The sequence below is a fragment of the Pseudoalteromonas sp. DY56-GL22 genome (assembly GCF_041414715.1).
In the GTDB taxonomy this organism is placed as follows: Bacteria; Pseudomonadota; Gammaproteobacteria; order Enterobacterales; family Alteromonadaceae; genus Pseudoalteromonas; species Pseudoalteromonas simplex.
Map to the genome: position 1 here is coordinate 557,513 of NZ_JANHZR010000001.1, position 16,913 is coordinate 574,425.

Below are 16,913 nucleotides of genomic sequence, written 5' to 3' on the forward strand. Positions count from 1 at the left end.
ATTAATTACTTAGTGTGATATAAAATAAGAAAAGTAGGTAAAGTGGCTGTATTTGTTGCTAGGCAAGCGGTCTTTAATCGTCGTCAACAAGTTGTCGCCTATGAGCTACTATTTAGAGATAGTTTACAAAATAGTTTTCCTGATGTGTCAGAGAGCACGGCAACGGCTCGCCTAATTATGGAAAACCAGCTCAATTTAGGTACTCGTCATATAACGTCGGGTAAAAAAGCATTAATTAATATTGGTCCAGAGTCTTTGAAGCTGGACCTTTGCGCGTTTTTGCCAACAAATGATGTCGTGATTGAGTTACTTGAAACCATTGAGCCAACGGACGAAAATTACGAATATTGCCGTGAGTTATTTCATAACAACTATAAATTAGCGTTGGATGATTTTGTTTACCAACCCGAATGGGACCGTTTTTTAAAACTTATTCGTTTAATAAAGTTTGATGTCCAGCAAACCCCTTTTGAAGAATTGGCCCCGATTGTTCATAAATTAAAAAAGTATCAAAAGATAAAGCTATTAGCTGAAAAACTCGAAACAGCTGATGATTACGAAAAAGCGCATAAAATGGGCTTTGATTTTTTTCAGGGTTATTTTTTTGCTAAACCGAAGATGATTCAGCATCGTGATATTGATTACAATTATGCGCTGGTATTATCGATTTATGCACAAGTCATGCGCCCAGATCTAGATATCAGTGAAATCGCTGGTTTGTTTTCTTTAGATACTGCACTTGCTTATAAACTGTTACGTTTAATAAATAGCGGTGTTTTTCCTATAAAGAGTAAAATTGGCTCATTAAAACAAGCGCTTGTTTATTTAGGTCATGAACGACTTAAAAAGTTTGTTAGTCTAATTATTACTGCCCACAGTGCCCAGTCAAAACCAGCCGAGTTGACTCGGCTTTGTGTTGTAAGAGCCCGTTTTTGTGAATTAATCGCTCAGCGTGTTGCTAAACAGCAAACTGGTGAGGCATTTTTAACAGGGCTATTTTCATTACTTGATGCCATATTAGATCAACCTATGGAAAAGTTATTGGATAGATTGCCGTTTCCTGACGAAATTCATGCCGCTCTCATGCAAGAAAAAAATATCCTCTATTACATACTTGAAACGGTTAAAGCGTACGAAACTGGTAGCTGGTGGGCGCTTGAACAGGCTGTTGCCTATCTAAGCATTGAAAGCGCAGATCTTCCCAAGATATACGAAAATGCAGTAAATTGGAGTGATAGCTGCAGGCAAAACCTATAAGGGATTTATGCGCAATATAAATATGGATGTGTTACGGGGTATTGCGGTACTCGGCTTGATGTTTATGAACATCTACACCTTTGCTGTGTTTGAGTATGACTATACCCCAAGTGCTACGCCACCCTTTTCAGACTCGCTAATTTTCACTATTAATACCGTGTTTATTGATGGGCGTTTTAGAAGCCTTTTTTGCTTGTTATTCGGAGCATCTTTAGTTATTCAATGGCAGCTTTGGCAAAATGTTGAAAAACAACATAAACGACTAAAAGTTTTGGCATTTATAGGCCTTGCCCATGGTTTTTTATTATGGGCTGGTGATATTTTGTTTATTTATGCTTGTGCAGGCTGGTTAACGCTTAAATTTAGTCAGCAAGATAAAGAAAAAAACTTGCGTATGGGTATGTTGTTTTTACTTCTCGGCGCCTTTATTTCATTCTTACTTGCCTTTGTAGAGCCAGATTTTAACCCTGTAACGAGAAGCTCTGAGAGTTTCTTAATGGCGTATGATGCAGCGTATTCTTCTTACTTTGCAGGATTCGTCAGTAACTTTTTTATGTTTATCATAATGCTTATTGCTGTACCGCTTATCACTGTGTGGATGGCTGCTGGGTTAATGATGATGGGTGTCTATTTATATAAGAAAGGCGTATTCATTCATGGTTTAACAAACTCCCAGTTCAAGTTGATTGTTCCAGCTGCGATAAGTTTAACGGCCCTGAGATTAATAATCGATCCAAACCAGAGTGTCTTTATGTACGCGATTGTAGAACCAATTAATTGGTTGGCTGCTTTATCCATGGCTATTTTTTATTGCCACATTATTGTGAAAGTAGTTAAGAATATCCCTAATAACTGGTTGCTGCTACAGCAAGCTGGGCGTATGTCATTGACGTTATATTTGATGCAAACAGTCATATTTATCTTGTTTTTTAAAGTCGCATACCCAACCGCAGCACTTAATTTTGATCGCTTAGATTATTGGTTGGTGATTGCTTTTGTGCTTGTTTTTCAATTGTTTTTTTGTAAAGTGTATAGTATGTATTTTAAACAAGGTCCGTGCGAGTTAATTTGGCGAAAATTGTCTAGATAATTCCTCGTATACTACAATCAAAGAAAAACAAAGCGGAGTGGTAATGCGAGTTTGCTTGTTGGTTTTTACAATGCTTTGCTGTTCACCACTTTATGCTGGCGAGCAATTCTCTGTGCTGTTAGTTAATCCTTCAGTTAAAACTGATTTGTTTTGGCAAAAAGTGACTAATGTGATGCAGGTTGCTGCCAAGCAAAATAATGTCGCTCTTACAACAATTTATGGCGGTGGAAATCGCCACATTCAATTAGCTGAGCTGAAACAATACCTTCAATATAACGCTAAACCCGACTACGCAATTTTAATTAATTACCCAGGTGGTGCAGAGCAGTCAATGACCTTGCTTGAGCAGCACAAAATTAAATTTATCACCCTTGAAGAAACGATTGTTGGCGTAGAGCGAAACGAAGTCGGTAAACCCCGTCAGCGCTTTAAGTATTGGTTAGGTGAAGTATTTCACGATAACTTCAAAGCCGGTGAGCAACTTGGCAAAGCCTTACTTGATGAGGCAATAAATACAAAGCAAACGCCTCATTTTGTTGCTATTAATGGCCATTATGGTACTGAATCTGACACCCGCAGTGATGGCCTCGTTCATTATTTACGTAAACAAGATGTTGAGCTTGAGCAAGTTGTCTATGCAAATTGGAGTAAGCAGGAGGCTGCGAATAAAGTAAGCCGATTATTGCAACGACACCCTGATAGCAATGTGATTTGGTGTGCGTCTGATTTAATGGCGCAAGGCGCCCTAGAAGCTGTGAAAGGTAAAACAGATAAAGCCTATTTCATAGGTGGCATAGACTGGCTTGATGATAATTTAGACTTAATTGAACAACAAAAACTCACTGCCAGTGTTGGCGGGCATTTTATGATGGGAGCGTGGGCACTAATTAGCGTGGTCGATCATCATAATGGCAACCCTTATTGGCAGAATCACGATGCGATTAAGTTTCAGCTTGGGGTGATCACAAAGCACAATATTCAAAGTTACCGCTGGCTAAGAAACATCAAAGATTGGTCGGTTATCCCTTTTGAAGCCTTCTTACTGCCAAACAGTAAAAGCACTGAGTACGCCTTCGATTTTGATACGCTACATAGTTTATTGAGCGAAAAGCCCAAAAGCGCAGCGCAACACTAAAAGTGTAGTCAAAGAGCCTAGATTCTACCTAGCTTGGTAAAGGCTTCTGGTATAAACTAGCGGCTTTAAAATCCAGACAGAAGTGTGCCATGACAGAGTTAAAGCGATTAAATAAATTTATCAGTGAAACAGGTTTTTGTTCACGCCGTGAGGCAGATAAATATATTGAAGAAGGTCGTGTTACTGTTAACGGCAACTTGCCTGAAATGGGCGTAAAAGTCAGTGACGCCGATGATGTACTTATTGATGGCAAACCTTTAAAAGCAAAGCCTAAGCTGGTTTATATTGCCTATAACAAACCAGTTGGTATTACTTGTACGACTGAGCGAAAAATCCAAAGCAATATTGTTAAAGCAGTTAATTACCCCGAGCGTATTTTCCCAATTGGACGCTTAGATAGACCTTCAGAAGGCTTAATTTTCTTAACTAACGAAGGCGACATCGTTAATAAAATTCTTCGCGCTGGTAATAATCATGAAAAAGAATACGTAGTAACGGTTGATAAACCACTTAATCGCCAGTTCGTTAATAAGATGGCAAATGGTATTCCTATCCTCGATACCGTTACTAAAAAGTGTAAGGTTAAACAAACCGGCCCGCAGCAATTTACCATTGTGCTAACACAAGGCTTAAACCGCCAAATACGCCGTATGTGTGAATATTTAGGCTATGAAGTGGTGACTTTAAAGCGCACACGAATTATGAACGTGACCCTAAAGGGTTTAAAAGTAGGGCAGTGGCGTCACTTAACCGAACAAGAAATGGCTGAGATCAATAACTCAATTGCAGATTCAGGTAAAACGGAAGAGCGTTCAATTGATGAAAACAAACAGCCAACGCAAGCTCGTGCAAAGCAAAAGCCACGCAATGAAGAAGAAAAAAAGCGCGACTTTTCTAAATACGTGAAAAAAGCACGCAGTGATGCCAAGCAAGGTCAATCAAGAGCAAAGGCTGGCAATTCTCACTCATCAAAACCAAATCAAACGAAGCGAAGCAGTACTAAACGCACCGGCACATTAAGTCTGAAAAAGTAAGCTTCAGAGTATAGAACCCTGACTAGTATTTGCTCGTAATCTTCAGGGTTCTAAATGATACTGATTTCAACCTTAGCCTTTATTAGGGTAAATAGCATCATCTTCAAGACGGTCTCTTTTCTGTTTAAATTCTTTTTTAGTGAGTTTTTTCGCGATAATATCGATAAGTTGATGTTTTCTTACAAAGAATAGCTCTTTTGTATGGTCATCTTCAAATAGTAATAGCGCTACTTTATTGTTTTTAACACTTGCTTCAATCAATTTGAGTCCATTCACAATCAAGTTAGGTCTAAAATACAGAGCAATTTGACTGTTTTGTGGAAAGTCGTAATGAGATTCAACAGCGCGGTTTGAAACAGAATCACACTCGAGCTCTAAATCGGCTGATTGTTGCCCTTCACAAATATCTGCGATTGGCGTGCCTATTTCCCCAAAAATCCATCTTGAGTTAAATATCAATCCATTTTGTCCTTCAATTGCTAAAATAGCATCAGATAAAGTTTCAACGGCAACGTGAAAAGCCACATTAGACTCATGCTGGTAGTATGCTTTTTCATTGGCACTTAAAGTACCACTGAGTATTGCAATCAATAAGTAAAAACCACTTCTAAACATCTTAATTCTTCAAGTACTAAATCAGCAGAAATAGGTTAGCACACAAGCTGATAGGTTAAGCATTAAATAGACACCCACTTTATTTAGAGCCATAACCAGATCATCAAAATGGACAGCCACGTTAAATAAATTTCACGAAAGCTAGTGCGCTTCCCCAAAAATGGACACCCACTTTAAATGGAAATCCACTTTAAAAGTAACTAGACACCCATCTTAAATAACGTTAACTAGACACCCACCTTAACCCACCTTAAATAACAAAAATTTATACTAGACACTGGCGAGCTCTCGGCATTCGACTTTACCGAGAATAATAAATAAGTTAATAATTGATAGCTGACCAATTTTGCACGACTAATAAACTGGGTTATCAATGGCTACTTTTCAGAATGTATTTATCTTTATTGCATCTCTATTGTTTGTTGGTTATGGGGTGTTGGGATTACTAACGAATAAAATTCGTGTAGGTAGCTGAAGTTATACAGGGAGCATTAGCACCATCCATAAGCACCAAGAACCAGTGCGTTTTTATTTTTTGGTGTTGCTTATTTTTATTTGCTGGCTGTGGCGGATTTTATTACCTTTTAAAATAATAGGTAATAAAGAAAAAGCCCTAACAGTTTGCTGAAAGGGCTTTTGGTTGAGAGTCAATCTGTATTAATTAGCGTGACGCTGCTTTGGTACTTTGATCTTAAACAGCATGGTATAAAGCACAGGCACAACAATCAGTGTTAGTACTGTCGCAAAACCAAGGCCAAACATAATGGTTACCGCCATTGACTGGAAGAACACGTCAAAGAGCAGTGGGATCATGCCTAAAATGGTTGTAATTGCAGCCATCGCTACAGGTCGAACACGGCTTACACCAGAGTCGAATACTGCTTTGTAAGGGTCTTTACCACTATCAAGTTCAAGGTTAATTTGATCAACTAATACAATGCCGTTTTTAATGAGCATACCGCTTAAGCTCAGTAAGCCAAGAAGGGCCATAAAGCTAAATGCTGCATTCATTAGTAATAAACCAGCTGATACACCCACAATGGCTAGTGGCACTGTTGCCCAAATCACTAAAGGCTTTTTAACTGAATTGAACAGCAATACAGTTATAGCGAACATAGCTAAGTAACCAAGAGGTAATGACCCAAAAATCGCTTTTTGCGCATCTGTTGATGACTCATACTCGCCGCCCCATTGCAATTCATAGCCACGAGGTAGTTCAATAGCTTCTATGTCTTTGCGAACACGTGCAAAGAGCTTCGCTGGAGTTTCATCGCCAATAACATCGTGGTCGGCCATTACAGTGATGGTACGCTTACGGTCACGTCGCATGATCAAGCTGTCTTCCCACTCAACAACAAAATCATCAACCACTTGTGTCACCGGAACAAACACTCCTAACACTGGGCTGTAAATTTGTAAGTCGCGCAAGCTTTCAACGTTTAAGCGCTCTTCAGCAGGTGAGCGAGCAATAATAGGCAGCATTTGCGTGCCGTCTTTATATACGCCCACTTGTTTACCCGATAAGCTAGTTAACAGCAGCTGATCAAGGTCTGATTTAGCAATCCCTAAACGACGGGCTTTTTGCTCGTTAAATTGTGGACGAATTAACTTCGAGCGAGCACGCCAATCGTCACGAATATTAAATGCCCCCGCATCTTGATGCAGAATGTCTTTCGCTTCTTTTGCTAATTGACGAAGTACCACAGGATCAGCACCAGAAAAGCGCGCTTCAATTTTTGCATCTGTTGATGGGCCAATTTCCATACGTTTAACTTTAAGCTGAGCATCAAGTACATGTTCATGTTGGTAATCGCGTACTTTTTTAATCATGGTTGTAACAGCTTCGCGGTCTTTTACTCGAATAATCAATTGCCCATAGGCTGGGTATGATTTCTCAGGTGCGTAAGTCAGCATGAAACGCGGTGCACCTTGACCAACCGTTGTGGTTATTTCTTCAACCAGTGGGTCGGCTTGTAAGAATTTTTCGAGCTTTGCAACACCATCCATAGTGGTATGAATATCAGCGCCTTGTGTATGCCAATAATCAACATAAAACATAGGAGTATTCGATGCTGGGAAGAACGACTGCTTGATAAATTTAAAGCCATAAACTGAGCTAACAAGCATGATCACCATCAGCAGTAGCGTGGTTTTACGGTACCGCATTGCTGTATGTAACACGCCTTTATAAACATTAAAAATAACACCTTGATAAGGGTCTTCATCGTGATGCGGCTGTTTTTCAGTGGCTTGTTTAAACATTAAATCAGCGAAAAAAGGCGTTAAGGTAATGGCGGTGATCCAGCTTAGTAACAAGGAAATAAACAACACCCAGAACAAGCTGCCAGCAAACTCACCACTGGCATCTGAACTCAAGCCAATCGGCGCAAAGGCAGTAATTGCAATAACCGTAGCCCCCAGTAATGGCCACTTGGTTTGATTAACGATGTTAGTCGCCGCTTGCAGTTTTGTTTGACCGCGTTTGAGGTTTATTAATATGCCTTCGGTTACTACAATGGCATTATCTACCAGCATCCCTAAAGCTATAATCAAGGCGCCAAGCGAAATCCGCTGTAAATCAATGGCAAACAACTTCATGAAAATGAAGGTACCTAATACGGTCAGTAGCAGTATTACACCAATCAGTACGCCACTTTTAAAGCCCATAAATATTAAAAGTACAATAATAACGATGGCAACAGCTTCAAGTAGGCTGATAATAAAGCCACTAACTGACTTTTCTACTTCAGCAGGTTGGTTATAAACGCTGTTTATTTCCATACCATGTGGTCGTTGATATTCCAGTGACGCTAAATGGGCATCAATATTTGCACCTACATCAACAACGTTAACGCCTGTGCTAAATGACACGCCTACCAGTAATGCTTGCTGCTGGTTATAGCGAATAATATTGTTAGGGACTTCGGCGTACTCACGAAAAACGGTAGCAACATCACCTAAGTAAATAAGCTCATTTTCACCTGGCTTAGAAATAAGTAAGTTTTCGAGCTCTTTTACGTCTTTAAATTCACCGGTTGGGTGTAAGCGAATTGATTCATCGCCAACGCGGACTTTACCTGCGTTCGAGACACTATTTTGAGTTTGTAAAAGCTGGTAAATACGATTAGGCGAAATACCTAATTGGGCAAGTTTGCGGGTTGAAATCTCAACCATGACTTGTGCTTGTTGCTCACCACCCACAGTTACTTTACTAACGCCATCAACCAAAACAAGCTCACGTTTTAAATAATCAACGTAATCTTTAAGCTCATCGTAAGAATAACCATCACCAGTGACTGCATACATCACTCCGTATACATCACCAAAGTCATCCATAATCTTGCTTGGATAAACACCAGAGGGCATCGACGATGCTTGATCGTTAATTTTCCGACGCAACTCGTCCCATATTTGACGTAAGTCTTGTTTACGATAATTGCTTTTCATTTCGACGGTAATTTGCGATTTACCCGGTGATGAAATACTGGTTACGTAATCAACATACGGTAGCTGTTGAATTGCATTTTCGATAGGGAAGGTGACTTCTTCTTCAACCTGCTGTGGTGACGCGCCCGGATAAAGGGTGATCACCATGGCTTTTTTTAGGGTGAATTCAGGGTCTTCAAGTTGTCCTAAGCCAAAGTAAGCGACGGTTCCACCAATAAGTAGAAACAGCGCGAACATCCAGCTAATGACTTTTCTTTCAATAGCGAGTGCAGCAAAGCTCATTATAAGCCTCGCTCTTTTTGCCATGGACGCACTTTCATGCCTTCTTCTAAAAAGTGCACACCAGCAGCCACAACGATTTGGCCTTCTTTAATACCTGATAGTACTTCAATGCCATCACGGTGTAATTGGCCAACTTCAACAGCTTGCTTGTGCACTAAACCGGTGTTTTCGTCATAAATCCACACAAAGCTGTTGTCGTTTTCAGACTTGGTAGGCTCTGAGAATACCGCCTCAACAGGCAGCAATGTATAAGGTGATTGTGAACTGGTGATTTTGCTTAAGTCTATATCAACGCGGCCAGTCATACCGGCAAGTAGATTAAAATCTTCTGGCACAGGTAATGAAAACACAACTTTATACGTTAAAGTAATTGGGTCGGCTTGGGTATCAAACTCTTTAATGGTTAATTGATATGACTTGTTTGGATAACCATCAAATACAACATCAGGTTGATAGTGAACGTCTTTATCGATGCGTGCAATGAGTTTTTCAGGCACTTGAATAACCACATCCATTAGGTCGCGGGTTTCAAGGCGTAGGATGTTTTGTTTTGCTTGAATGTTTTCAAAGTTTTTCACAAATACCTTTGCCACAGTACCCGCGAACGGCGCGCGTAATTCGCTATTATCTAGGTTGGTTTTGGCAATTTTAAGCGCTGACTCAGCAACTTGTTTATTAGCAAGGGCTTGGTCTAACTCAGATTGGCTGGCAATTGAGCGGTTAAATAGCTTTTGCACACGCTCAAGTTGAGACGCTGCAAGTTCATAACGTGCTTTGCGCTCATCATATTGCAGTTGAAAATCTTCAGGATCCAGTTTGGCTAAAAGCTGGTCTTTCTCAACGTGTTGGCCCGCAAGAGCAGGGAACTCAAGTAACTCACCATTTACTCGAAAGGCAAGGTAAGATCCTTGGTTAGCAACCACTTCAGCAGGAAAGCTGCGAATGCTCTGCTCCGAATTATTACCAATATTAAACAGTTTTACAGGGCGAACTACCGGCTCTGCTTCACCTTGTTGTGCTTGCTCTGAACATGCCGCAAGTAACAGAAACATACTGCTCATTAACACGGCGGGTGCCAATCTCATTGTCTTCTCCATAGATAAGAAAGCATAAATTTGCTGCAGGATACGCTGCAAAGATATAAAATAAAAATTATTAAATTTTAGAAACAGCATAAGTTTTATTTATATAGTTTGCCATTAATGAATTTAAATCAATTAATCATTCTAGATGCTATTGTGCAAAGCTCTAGTTTGAGCCAAGCCGCACTTAAATTGCATAAGACTCAACCTGCGCTCACGCTAGCGATTAAGAAGCTGGAGTCAGAGCTAGGTTTTGAGCTGCTAGACCGTAGTCAATATCGATTACACTTAACTGAAAAAGGCCGAATTTTTTATCGAGAAGCCCGACAATTGCTTAATGCAAACAGTGAGTTAAGCTCACTCGCTAAAGAGCTTGCATTAGGTAATGAGGCCAATTACAAAATATGCTATGAGCAACTTTGTCATCAAAACAGCTATAACCAAGTGATCAGTCGTACATTTAAACGTTTTGCCAGTACAGAGTTTAGTATTTCTTCAGGTAAACGTTTTGTATCTCTTGAGCAAGTTAATAGCCATGAGGCTGATTTAGGAATTGGCCCTTGGTTTGATTTGTTTCATGCAACAGGGGACCTAGAAAGTTTGCCAATTGGTAAATTTGATATAGGTATTGTCAGCGCGCCTGATGTGGTGCCAAGTTCAATCACCTTTTCAGAAATTCAAAATTACCCGTGTTTAGCCATGTTTGAAAGCGACTTGAGCTTTGATAGCGATAGGCTTTCTTATACCTTAGGCTCTGCATTAATGAAAATTGACGATATAACCAGTGTTAAGTCGTTTTTACTCTCTGGTGCTGGCTGGGCAATGATCAGTTTGCAGCATTGCCAAGCAGAAATCGACGCTGGTTTATTACAACAAATTAAAATAATCGATCGTGAACACCAGTTTGGTGCAGAAATTCGTGTATTTAGACAGCACTCGGTTCATCATGGCCCTGTTGCAAGAGCTATTTGGCAAGATTTTAGCGAAGTCAGTAAACAGTATTTGGAGTCGAGTCGTGCAGCAGGCAACTAAAGAAGATTTAATTTATACCATTATTTGTGCTATTCCTGAGGGGAAAGTTGCCAGCTATGGGCAAGTAGCAAAGCTTGCGGGATACCCTAATAACTCAAGGTTAGTGGGGCGGTTATTAAAAGTAATGCCCGAAGGCTCAAGCATTCCGTGGCATCGGGTGGTTAATAGTCAGGGTAAAATATCGTTTCCTGAAGGCAGCAATAAGTATCTTGAGCAACGACAAAAACTACTCAGTGAAGGTGTTACCTTTAATAAAGCTAAAATTAATATGCGCCTGCATCAGTGGGACTAATAGACATATAAGCTAATTGATAGGTAATGACAAACACAGCCAACTAACACGAATACATGCCAAATTGCATGACTGTAATGGCGGGTTTTAGCGCTGTAAAACACAGTACCTAAACTGTAGGCAATCCCGCCAGCTAGCAGCCACCATAAAGCGCTTAAATCAAGGTTCAAATAAAGTGGGTAAACAAGTGCTAAGGCAAACCAGCCCATCAATAAATAGGTAGCGAGAGAGACTTTTTTATTCGTGTTTCTGACCAGTAATTTATACGCAACCCCACTAAGCGCTAAAGACCAAATAAATACCAAAGCGGCAATTGCCCAAGCCCCAGATAACGAAATAACCAAATAAGGCGTGTAGGTACCGGCAATAAGCAAGTAAATCGCACAGTGGTCACATTTTTTATAAATGGCTCGTATGCGCTCTGTGGTACTGGCGTGATATAAGGTCGAGGCTAAAAATAATACCAGTAGACTTGAGCCATACACGATGGCGCTCACCGTAGCTGACACAACTTTAGATTGTGAAATTAAGTCCCACAGTACATATACCGCAAACAGGACTCCCATGCCGTGAGTAAGCACGTTAAGTTGTTCTTCTTGGCGTGAATAAGGGAGTTGTTCTGTCATATCTATCTACTAAAAATGAGTGAATAAAACAGTTTCAGTGTACAAGTGTGCGCTGAAGTTGGCAATGCTTATTTTTTTCACTAAATATTGGTCAAAATATTTAAATTTGTTGGTTATATTAACCAGTCCTGAATGCGGTCGAAAATTTAATTTATTTTTAAATCGTTAAAAATCAATAAATTAAAAAATATTTTCAGGGTGGCACAACCTTTGATTAAGTAATTACGACTAATTACTTAAAGAGACAAGGAATACCACTATGAATAACTCACTTAAATTAACTACTGCTGCGTTACTTGTATTAGGGTCAACTCAAGCAAGCGCTACTGACTTTGAATTAGATATCAGCAACACCATTACACAATCTGTTAAAAGCTATGTTCAACAAGCAAGCATTGAATTGAAAGAAAGCGTAATGAACAGCATTGAGTTTGATGCTCAAAAGTTACTAGATACTTACATGAGTGAAGATGCAATTGCTTCGAAAGAAGAAGAGTTAAAAATTGCTCAAGCTCCTAAAGCAACAAACAAGCAGTAAGGAAACAAGACAATGAGTAGTGAAATCAGCTTATTTTTACTTATGGTTGCACCGGTTTTGAGTTTACTCAGTGCGTATGCATCAATCGAATTATTTCGTAACGTTGCGCAATGGTTCAACTTCTAGAGTACAAAGTAGATATTAAGATTTCATGAAATATTGATCGGCGGATTAAAAACGCACGTAATTAAAGGCATGTGGTTTTAGAATAGTAGACTTTATGAAGCGTGCGATTTTTCCTTTACCGGTTTTTATTTTACCTGAAGGGTTCACCAAGCTAAGAATTTTTGAGCAGCGTTACTTAACGATGGTCAAAGAAGCGGTACAAGATAATACAGGTTTTGTGCTGTGCACTTATCAACACGATACAGATCTTAACTTGCCCGAAATAGGTTGTTTAGTGCAAATAACCGACTTCAATCAAGATGATAGTGGCCAATTACTAATTGATGTTTATGCTGAACATGCCGTGTCTATGCATAACGCGTATCAGGATAAGCAGCAACTACGCCATGCTGACATCGAACTAATTACATCGCCTTCATGGTATGTAAACACACCAATCAATGACGAAAACACTCTATTGAGCGACACGCTTCGTGCTGTGTTTGCAAATCAGCCTGATTTAGCTGGCCTTTATAAAACCCCACAATTTGATAACCTTGCTTGGGTTGTTGCCCGCTGGCTCGAAATTTTGCCTATTTCATTAGTTAAAAAACAACAACTTGCCTTTAAATCTAATTTTGAAAACTTGCTAAGTTTCCTCCATACTCTAATTAACAACGAATTTACTGATTAATGTGATCTCACATCAACTTTTTGGCGTATAAGTTTTTACGACAATAATTGGATGACACAAAGATGGTAAGTCAACAACTTCAAACCGGTTGTAAACCTAACACAGGTCAATATTCTGCCATGCCAGATACACCAAGCAAAGAGCTTGCTGATGCCTTATTTGCTGTAGCAACGCACCGTGATAAGCGTGCGTTTGCTGTGCTGTTCCAATATTTTTCGCCAAAAATAAAACGTTTTGGGATCAAACAATTTGGCTCTGAAGCGCAAGCGATGGAATTAGTTCAAGAAACCCTTACCTCTGTATGGCGCAAAGCGCATCTTTACCACAAAGAGAAAGGTGCGGCGACAACCTGGGTGTATACCGTGATGCGTAACGCTTCTTTCGATATGCTCAGAAAAATGAAAAGCAGTAAAGAAGAGTGTATTAGCGAAGATATCTGGCCATTGATAGATGAAGCGGAGCCGGGCCAACACGAATTTAGTGACCATTTAGAAGATAAACAGATTAAACAATACCTTGATAAATTACCCCTTGCGCAACGAGAGGTTGTGCGCGGTGTATATTTCCAAGATATGTCGCAAGAACAGCTTGCTGAACATTTAAATATTCCCGTAGGCACAGTGAAATCTCGTCTTCGCTTAGCCTTGCAGAAGTTACGCAATGAAATGGGAGATCACCATGATTAAGCACCATCCTAGCAACGAATTACTTGCCAAGTTCAGTGAAGGTAATTTACCTGCCACTTTGAGTGTTGCAGTCGCTATTCATGTTGAAATGTGTCCTGTGTGTCAAAAAGAGCTCGCTGCGCTTGAAGCGAAAAATGCAGACAATGTATTTACTGAATCAGCTACCGACTTGGATGATATGTTCGATCAAACACTTTTTGATGCCATCACCGCTGATGAAACGATTGATGAAGTGTACGAGCAAGAGCAGGTATCGGTTAATGTTAAAGACAAAACCTACACCTTACCCAGAGCGCTCACGCGTATTGGCCACAGCAAGTTTATGCAAATTGGTAAGCTTGCCCGCTCTCGTATTGATTTAGAGGATGGTCCATTACGAGCAAGCTTGCTTCATATTGATGCGGGTGGTGAAATTCCAGATCACACACATACAGGTTTTGAGCTCACTTTATTATTAGATGGGGAGTTTAGTGATGAAGACGGACACTATGTACCAGGTGACTTTATGATGTTAGATGGTCGTCACAATCACACACCAAAAACGATTGAAGGGTGCTTGTGCTTTACAGTTGTAAGTAGTGCCCTACACTTCAATAAAGGTATTAGTAAATTACTGAACCCAATTGGTAATCTTATCTATTAGTAGAGTTTATATGCAGCAATCGACAATTAAAATTGGTTTAAGCGCCTGCTTAGCAGGCGACAAGGTTCGCTTTGACAGCGGGCACAAAAAATCTAATTTTTGCATGGATGAGTTGGCTAACCATGTTGAATATAAAAAGTTTTGTCCTGAAGTAGCGGTAGGGTTGCCAATCCCTCGGCCAACGATCCGCCAAGTGCGTGTTGGCGATACTATTAAAGTGTGCCGCCCAGATGGCACTGGCGATGTTGGTCCTAAGTTAACAGAATACGGTAAACGCGTTGCCACAGAACAAACGGCAGAATTAAGTGGCTTTGTATTTTGCGCGAAAAGTCCTAGTTGCGGTATGGAACGAATTAAAATCTACAATGAAGCGGGTACAGGTAACACCTCGGAAGGCGTTGGCTTTTTTGCAGAGCAAATAATGGCACATAACCCATTGTTACCATGCGAAGAAAACGGTCGTTTAAATGATATGCACCTTCGCGAAAACTTTGTAATGCGTGTTTATACCTACAAGCACTGGCAAACATTAAGCGAACAACCACTCACAGTACATCGATTGACTCAGTTTCATGCCCAATATAAGTACTTATTGATGGCTCATAACTACGAAGCTTACCGTAGTCTAGGAAATCTACTTGGCACTTTTGATGGCGAAGATATCCAAACTTTGGCTGATGAATATATTTTAGGGTTAATGACAGCCCTTAAAAAACCGGCTTCACGTAAAAATAACGCAAATACCTTAATGCATTTGCAAGGTTATTTTAAAAAATCGCTTTCTAAGATTGAGAAGCAAGAACTACGTGATGCCATCGATGAATATCGCCAAGGCTTGGTGCCACTATACGTACCACTTACGCTAATTAAGCATCATTTAAAAGTGCATCCAAACGAGTATCTTGCTAAGCAAGTGTATCTTGACCCCTATCCGAACGAATTAAAACTACGCTACGGAATTTAATGAATACATTATTTTGGTTTAGGCGCGATCTGCGCCTTTTTAATAACGACGCCTTGTATCATGCAATCGAAAATGGTTGCAGAAATGCGGTATTTTTTATTACTGAAAAGCAATGGCAAAAGCATGATGTGGCTGCTATCCAGCTAGATTTATTAAAGCGTAGGCTTAGCTTCTTGGGGGAGCTTTTAGCTAGCAAAGGTATTGAATTACATATTATTGATGCAGCTGATTACGCAGGCTGTGTTGAAAAGTTAGCGTCCTTTTGCGAGCAGCATCAAGTAAAAAATGTATACGCTAACAACGAATATGAGCTTAACGAGGTAAACCGAGATAAAGCCTTTTTACAGCACGCTGACAGCAATGGGATTGCTTTTTACGCATACGACGGCGATGTGATTGCGCCGCCGGGAAGCATTAAAAATCAAAGCGGTGAGATGTTCAAAGTATTTACGCCATTTAAAAATGCATGGCTAAAAGTTTATCAAGACACCCACTTTTATTTTGCTGAGCCGCCACAGATGTTCGAGCCAATTGAGTGGCAGCCAAGTGAGTTATTAGCCTCAGACGGCAGCTCAGAAAAATGGCCTGTTGATGATGAAACGCTCAGTCACGTTTGCGCGCGCTTTATTGAAGAAAAACTCGCAACATATCAAGACCAACGAGATATCCCAAGCATTAAAGGCACCTCGGGGTTAAGCCCTTATTTAGCCCTTGGTATTGCCAGCGTTCATCAATTATTGGCACTGATCCAGCAGCGTCACCCTGATGTACTACGTAGCAGTAAAAGTAACTTGTTTTGTTGGGTTAACGAATTGATTTGGCGTGAGTTTTATCGCCATCTTATCGCGATTTATCCAAACCTAAATAAGTACGAAAATTTTAATGATAAATACAACGCTGTGAAATGGCGTGATGATGACAGCGACTTTAAAGCATGGTGCGAAGGTAAAACAGGCTACCCGTTAGTTGATGCTGCAATGAGGCAGCTTCTGCAAACTGGCTGGATGCATAACCGATTACGCATGGTGGTTGCGAGCTTTTTAACCAAGCATTTATTAATTGATTGGCGTAAAGGCGAGCGTTTTTTTATGCAGCACCTAATAGACGGCGACCTTGCATCTAATAACGGTGGCTGGCAATGGGCTGCAAGTACGGGGTGTGATGCTCAGCCATATTTCCGAATTTTTAACCCCATCACCCAAAGCGAGCGGTTTGATCCAGATGGTGAATTTATCCGTAAATATTTACCAGAGCTGGAAAAAATACCTGCCAAGCAAATCCATTTTCCGCATGACTATTTAGCGAAACAGGGTAAGTCGAGCAGTTATTGGCCAGCAATTGTTGATCATAAAGCCGCGCGAGAGCGAGCGCTTAACGCATTTAAGGTGTGA

The 16,913-nt window shown here is 40.2% G+C and carries 16 protein-coding genes; 12 read left to right on the top strand and 4 right to left on the bottom strand.

Annotated features, from left to right (window positions below):
• Positions 1-42: 42 nt before the first annotated feature.
• The 4 genes from NO991_RS02310 to rluF all read left to right on the top strand — a co-directional run bounded on the left by NO991_RS02310 (position 43) and on the right by rluF (position 4,516).
• A complete protein-coding gene (locus NO991_RS02310) occupies positions 43-1,257 on the top strand; it encodes an EAL and HDOD domain-containing protein (protein ID WP_371351638.1) in 1,215 nt (404 codons plus the stop codon).
• A 7-nt stretch (positions 1,258-1,264) separates the two neighbouring features.
• Entirely contained in the window at positions 1,265-2,347 is a 1,083-nt protein-coding gene (locus NO991_RS02315; RefSeq protein WP_300363019.1) for a DUF418 domain-containing protein, read from the top strand.
• A gap of 70 nt (positions 2,348-2,417) precedes the next feature.
• Positions 2,418-3,482, top strand: coding sequence for an ABC transporter substrate-binding protein (locus NO991_RS02320; protein ID WP_371351639.1), 1,065 nt, complete (start codon positions 2,418-2,420; stop codon positions 3,480-3,482).
• A gap of 89 nt (positions 3,483-3,571) precedes the next feature.
• The gene (rluF, locus tag NO991_RS02325) at positions 3,572-4,516 is read left to right on the top strand and encodes a 23S rRNA pseudouridine(2604) synthase RluF (protein ID WP_058584133.1); all 945 of its coding nucleotides are present in this window, start codon (positions 3,572-3,574) and stop codon (positions 4,514-4,516) included.
• Between the two features lie 72 nt (positions 4,517-4,588).
• Here the strand turns inward: rluF and NO991_RS02330 are convergent, their stop codons facing one another.
• The 3 genes from NO991_RS02330 to NO991_RS02340 all read right to left on the bottom strand — a co-directional run bounded on the left by NO991_RS02330 (position 4,589) and on the right by NO991_RS02340 (position 9,945).
• Positions 4,589-5,131 carry a hypothetical protein gene (locus NO991_RS02330; protein ID WP_300418726.1) on the bottom strand — a complete coding sequence of 181 codons (543 nt, stop codon included), beginning with the start codon at positions 5,129-5,131 and terminating at the stop codon, positions 4,589-4,591.
• Between the two features lie 657 nt (positions 5,132-5,788).
• Positions 5,789-8,860 (bottom strand): efflux RND transporter permease subunit, encoded by a 3,072-nt coding sequence (locus NO991_RS02335; protein ID WP_300361987.1) that lies wholly within the window; start codon positions 8,858-8,860, stop codon positions 5,789-5,791.
• Entirely contained in the window at positions 8,860-9,945 is a 1,086-nt protein-coding gene (locus tag NO991_RS02340) for an efflux RND transporter periplasmic adaptor subunit (protein ID WP_166340814.1), read from the bottom strand. Before NO991_RS02340 ends, NO991_RS02335 begins: the two co-directional genes overlap by 1 nt.
• A 117-nt stretch (positions 9,946-10,062) precedes the next feature.
• Between NO991_RS02340 and NO991_RS02345 the strand changes: the two genes are divergently transcribed.
• On the top strand, positions 10,063-10,974 hold the full coding sequence (locus NO991_RS02345; protein ID WP_138599474.1) for a LysR family transcriptional regulator: 912 nt from the start codon (positions 10,063-10,065) through the stop codon (positions 10,972-10,974).
• On the top strand, positions 10,958-11,266 hold the full coding sequence (locus NO991_RS02350) for an MGMT family protein (RefSeq protein ID WP_300361991.1): 309 nt from the start codon (positions 10,958-10,960) through the stop codon (positions 11,264-11,266). The genes NO991_RS02345 and NO991_RS02350 overlap by 17 nt, the downstream gene beginning before the upstream one ends.
• Here NO991_RS02350 and NO991_RS02355 read toward each other — a convergent pair.
• A complete protein-coding gene (locus NO991_RS02355; protein ID WP_300418725.1) occupies positions 11,263-11,892 on the bottom strand; it encodes a hemolysin III family protein in 630 nt (209 codons plus the stop codon). The genes NO991_RS02350 and NO991_RS02355 overlap by 4 nt on opposite strands.
• Positions 11,893-12,151: 259 nt before the next feature.
• Between NO991_RS02355 and NO991_RS02360 the strand changes: the two genes are divergently transcribed.
• The 6 genes from NO991_RS02360 to phrB all read left to right on the top strand — a co-directional run bounded on the left by NO991_RS02360 (position 12,152) and on the right by phrB (position 16,913).
• Positions 12,152-12,430, top strand: coding sequence for a hypothetical protein (locus NO991_RS02360; protein WP_054551984.1), 279 nt, complete (start codon positions 12,152-12,154; stop codon positions 12,428-12,430).
• Between the two features lie 220 nt (positions 12,431-12,650).
• Positions 12,651-13,229 carry an LON peptidase substrate-binding domain-containing protein gene (locus NO991_RS02365; protein ID WP_138599476.1) on the top strand — a complete coding sequence of 193 codons (579 nt, stop codon included), beginning with the start codon at positions 12,651-12,653 and terminating at the stop codon, positions 13,227-13,229.
• 62 nt (positions 13,230-13,291) lie between these two features.
• Positions 13,292-13,915 (top strand): sigma-70 family RNA polymerase sigma factor, encoded by a 624-nt coding sequence (locus NO991_RS02370; protein ID WP_054551986.1) that lies wholly within the window; start codon positions 13,292-13,294, stop codon positions 13,913-13,915.
• Complete coding sequence (locus NO991_RS02375) at positions 13,908-14,558, top strand: ChrR family anti-sigma-E factor (protein WP_054551987.1); 651 nt, start codon at positions 13,908-13,910, stop codon at positions 14,556-14,558. Before NO991_RS02370 ends, NO991_RS02375 begins: the two co-directional genes overlap by 8 nt.
• A 10-nt stretch (positions 14,559-14,568) precedes the next feature.
• Positions 14,569-15,522 carry a DUF523 and DUF1722 domain-containing protein gene (locus NO991_RS02380; RefSeq protein WP_054551988.1) on the top strand — a complete coding sequence of 318 codons (954 nt, stop codon included), beginning with the start codon at positions 14,569-14,571 and terminating at the stop codon, positions 15,520-15,522.
• Positions 15,522-16,913 carry a deoxyribodipyrimidine photo-lyase gene (gene phrB / locus NO991_RS02385; protein ID WP_371351640.1) on the top strand — a complete coding sequence of 464 codons (1,392 nt, stop codon included), beginning with the start codon at positions 15,522-15,524 and terminating at the stop codon, positions 16,911-16,913. Before NO991_RS02380 ends, phrB begins: the two co-directional genes overlap by 1 nt.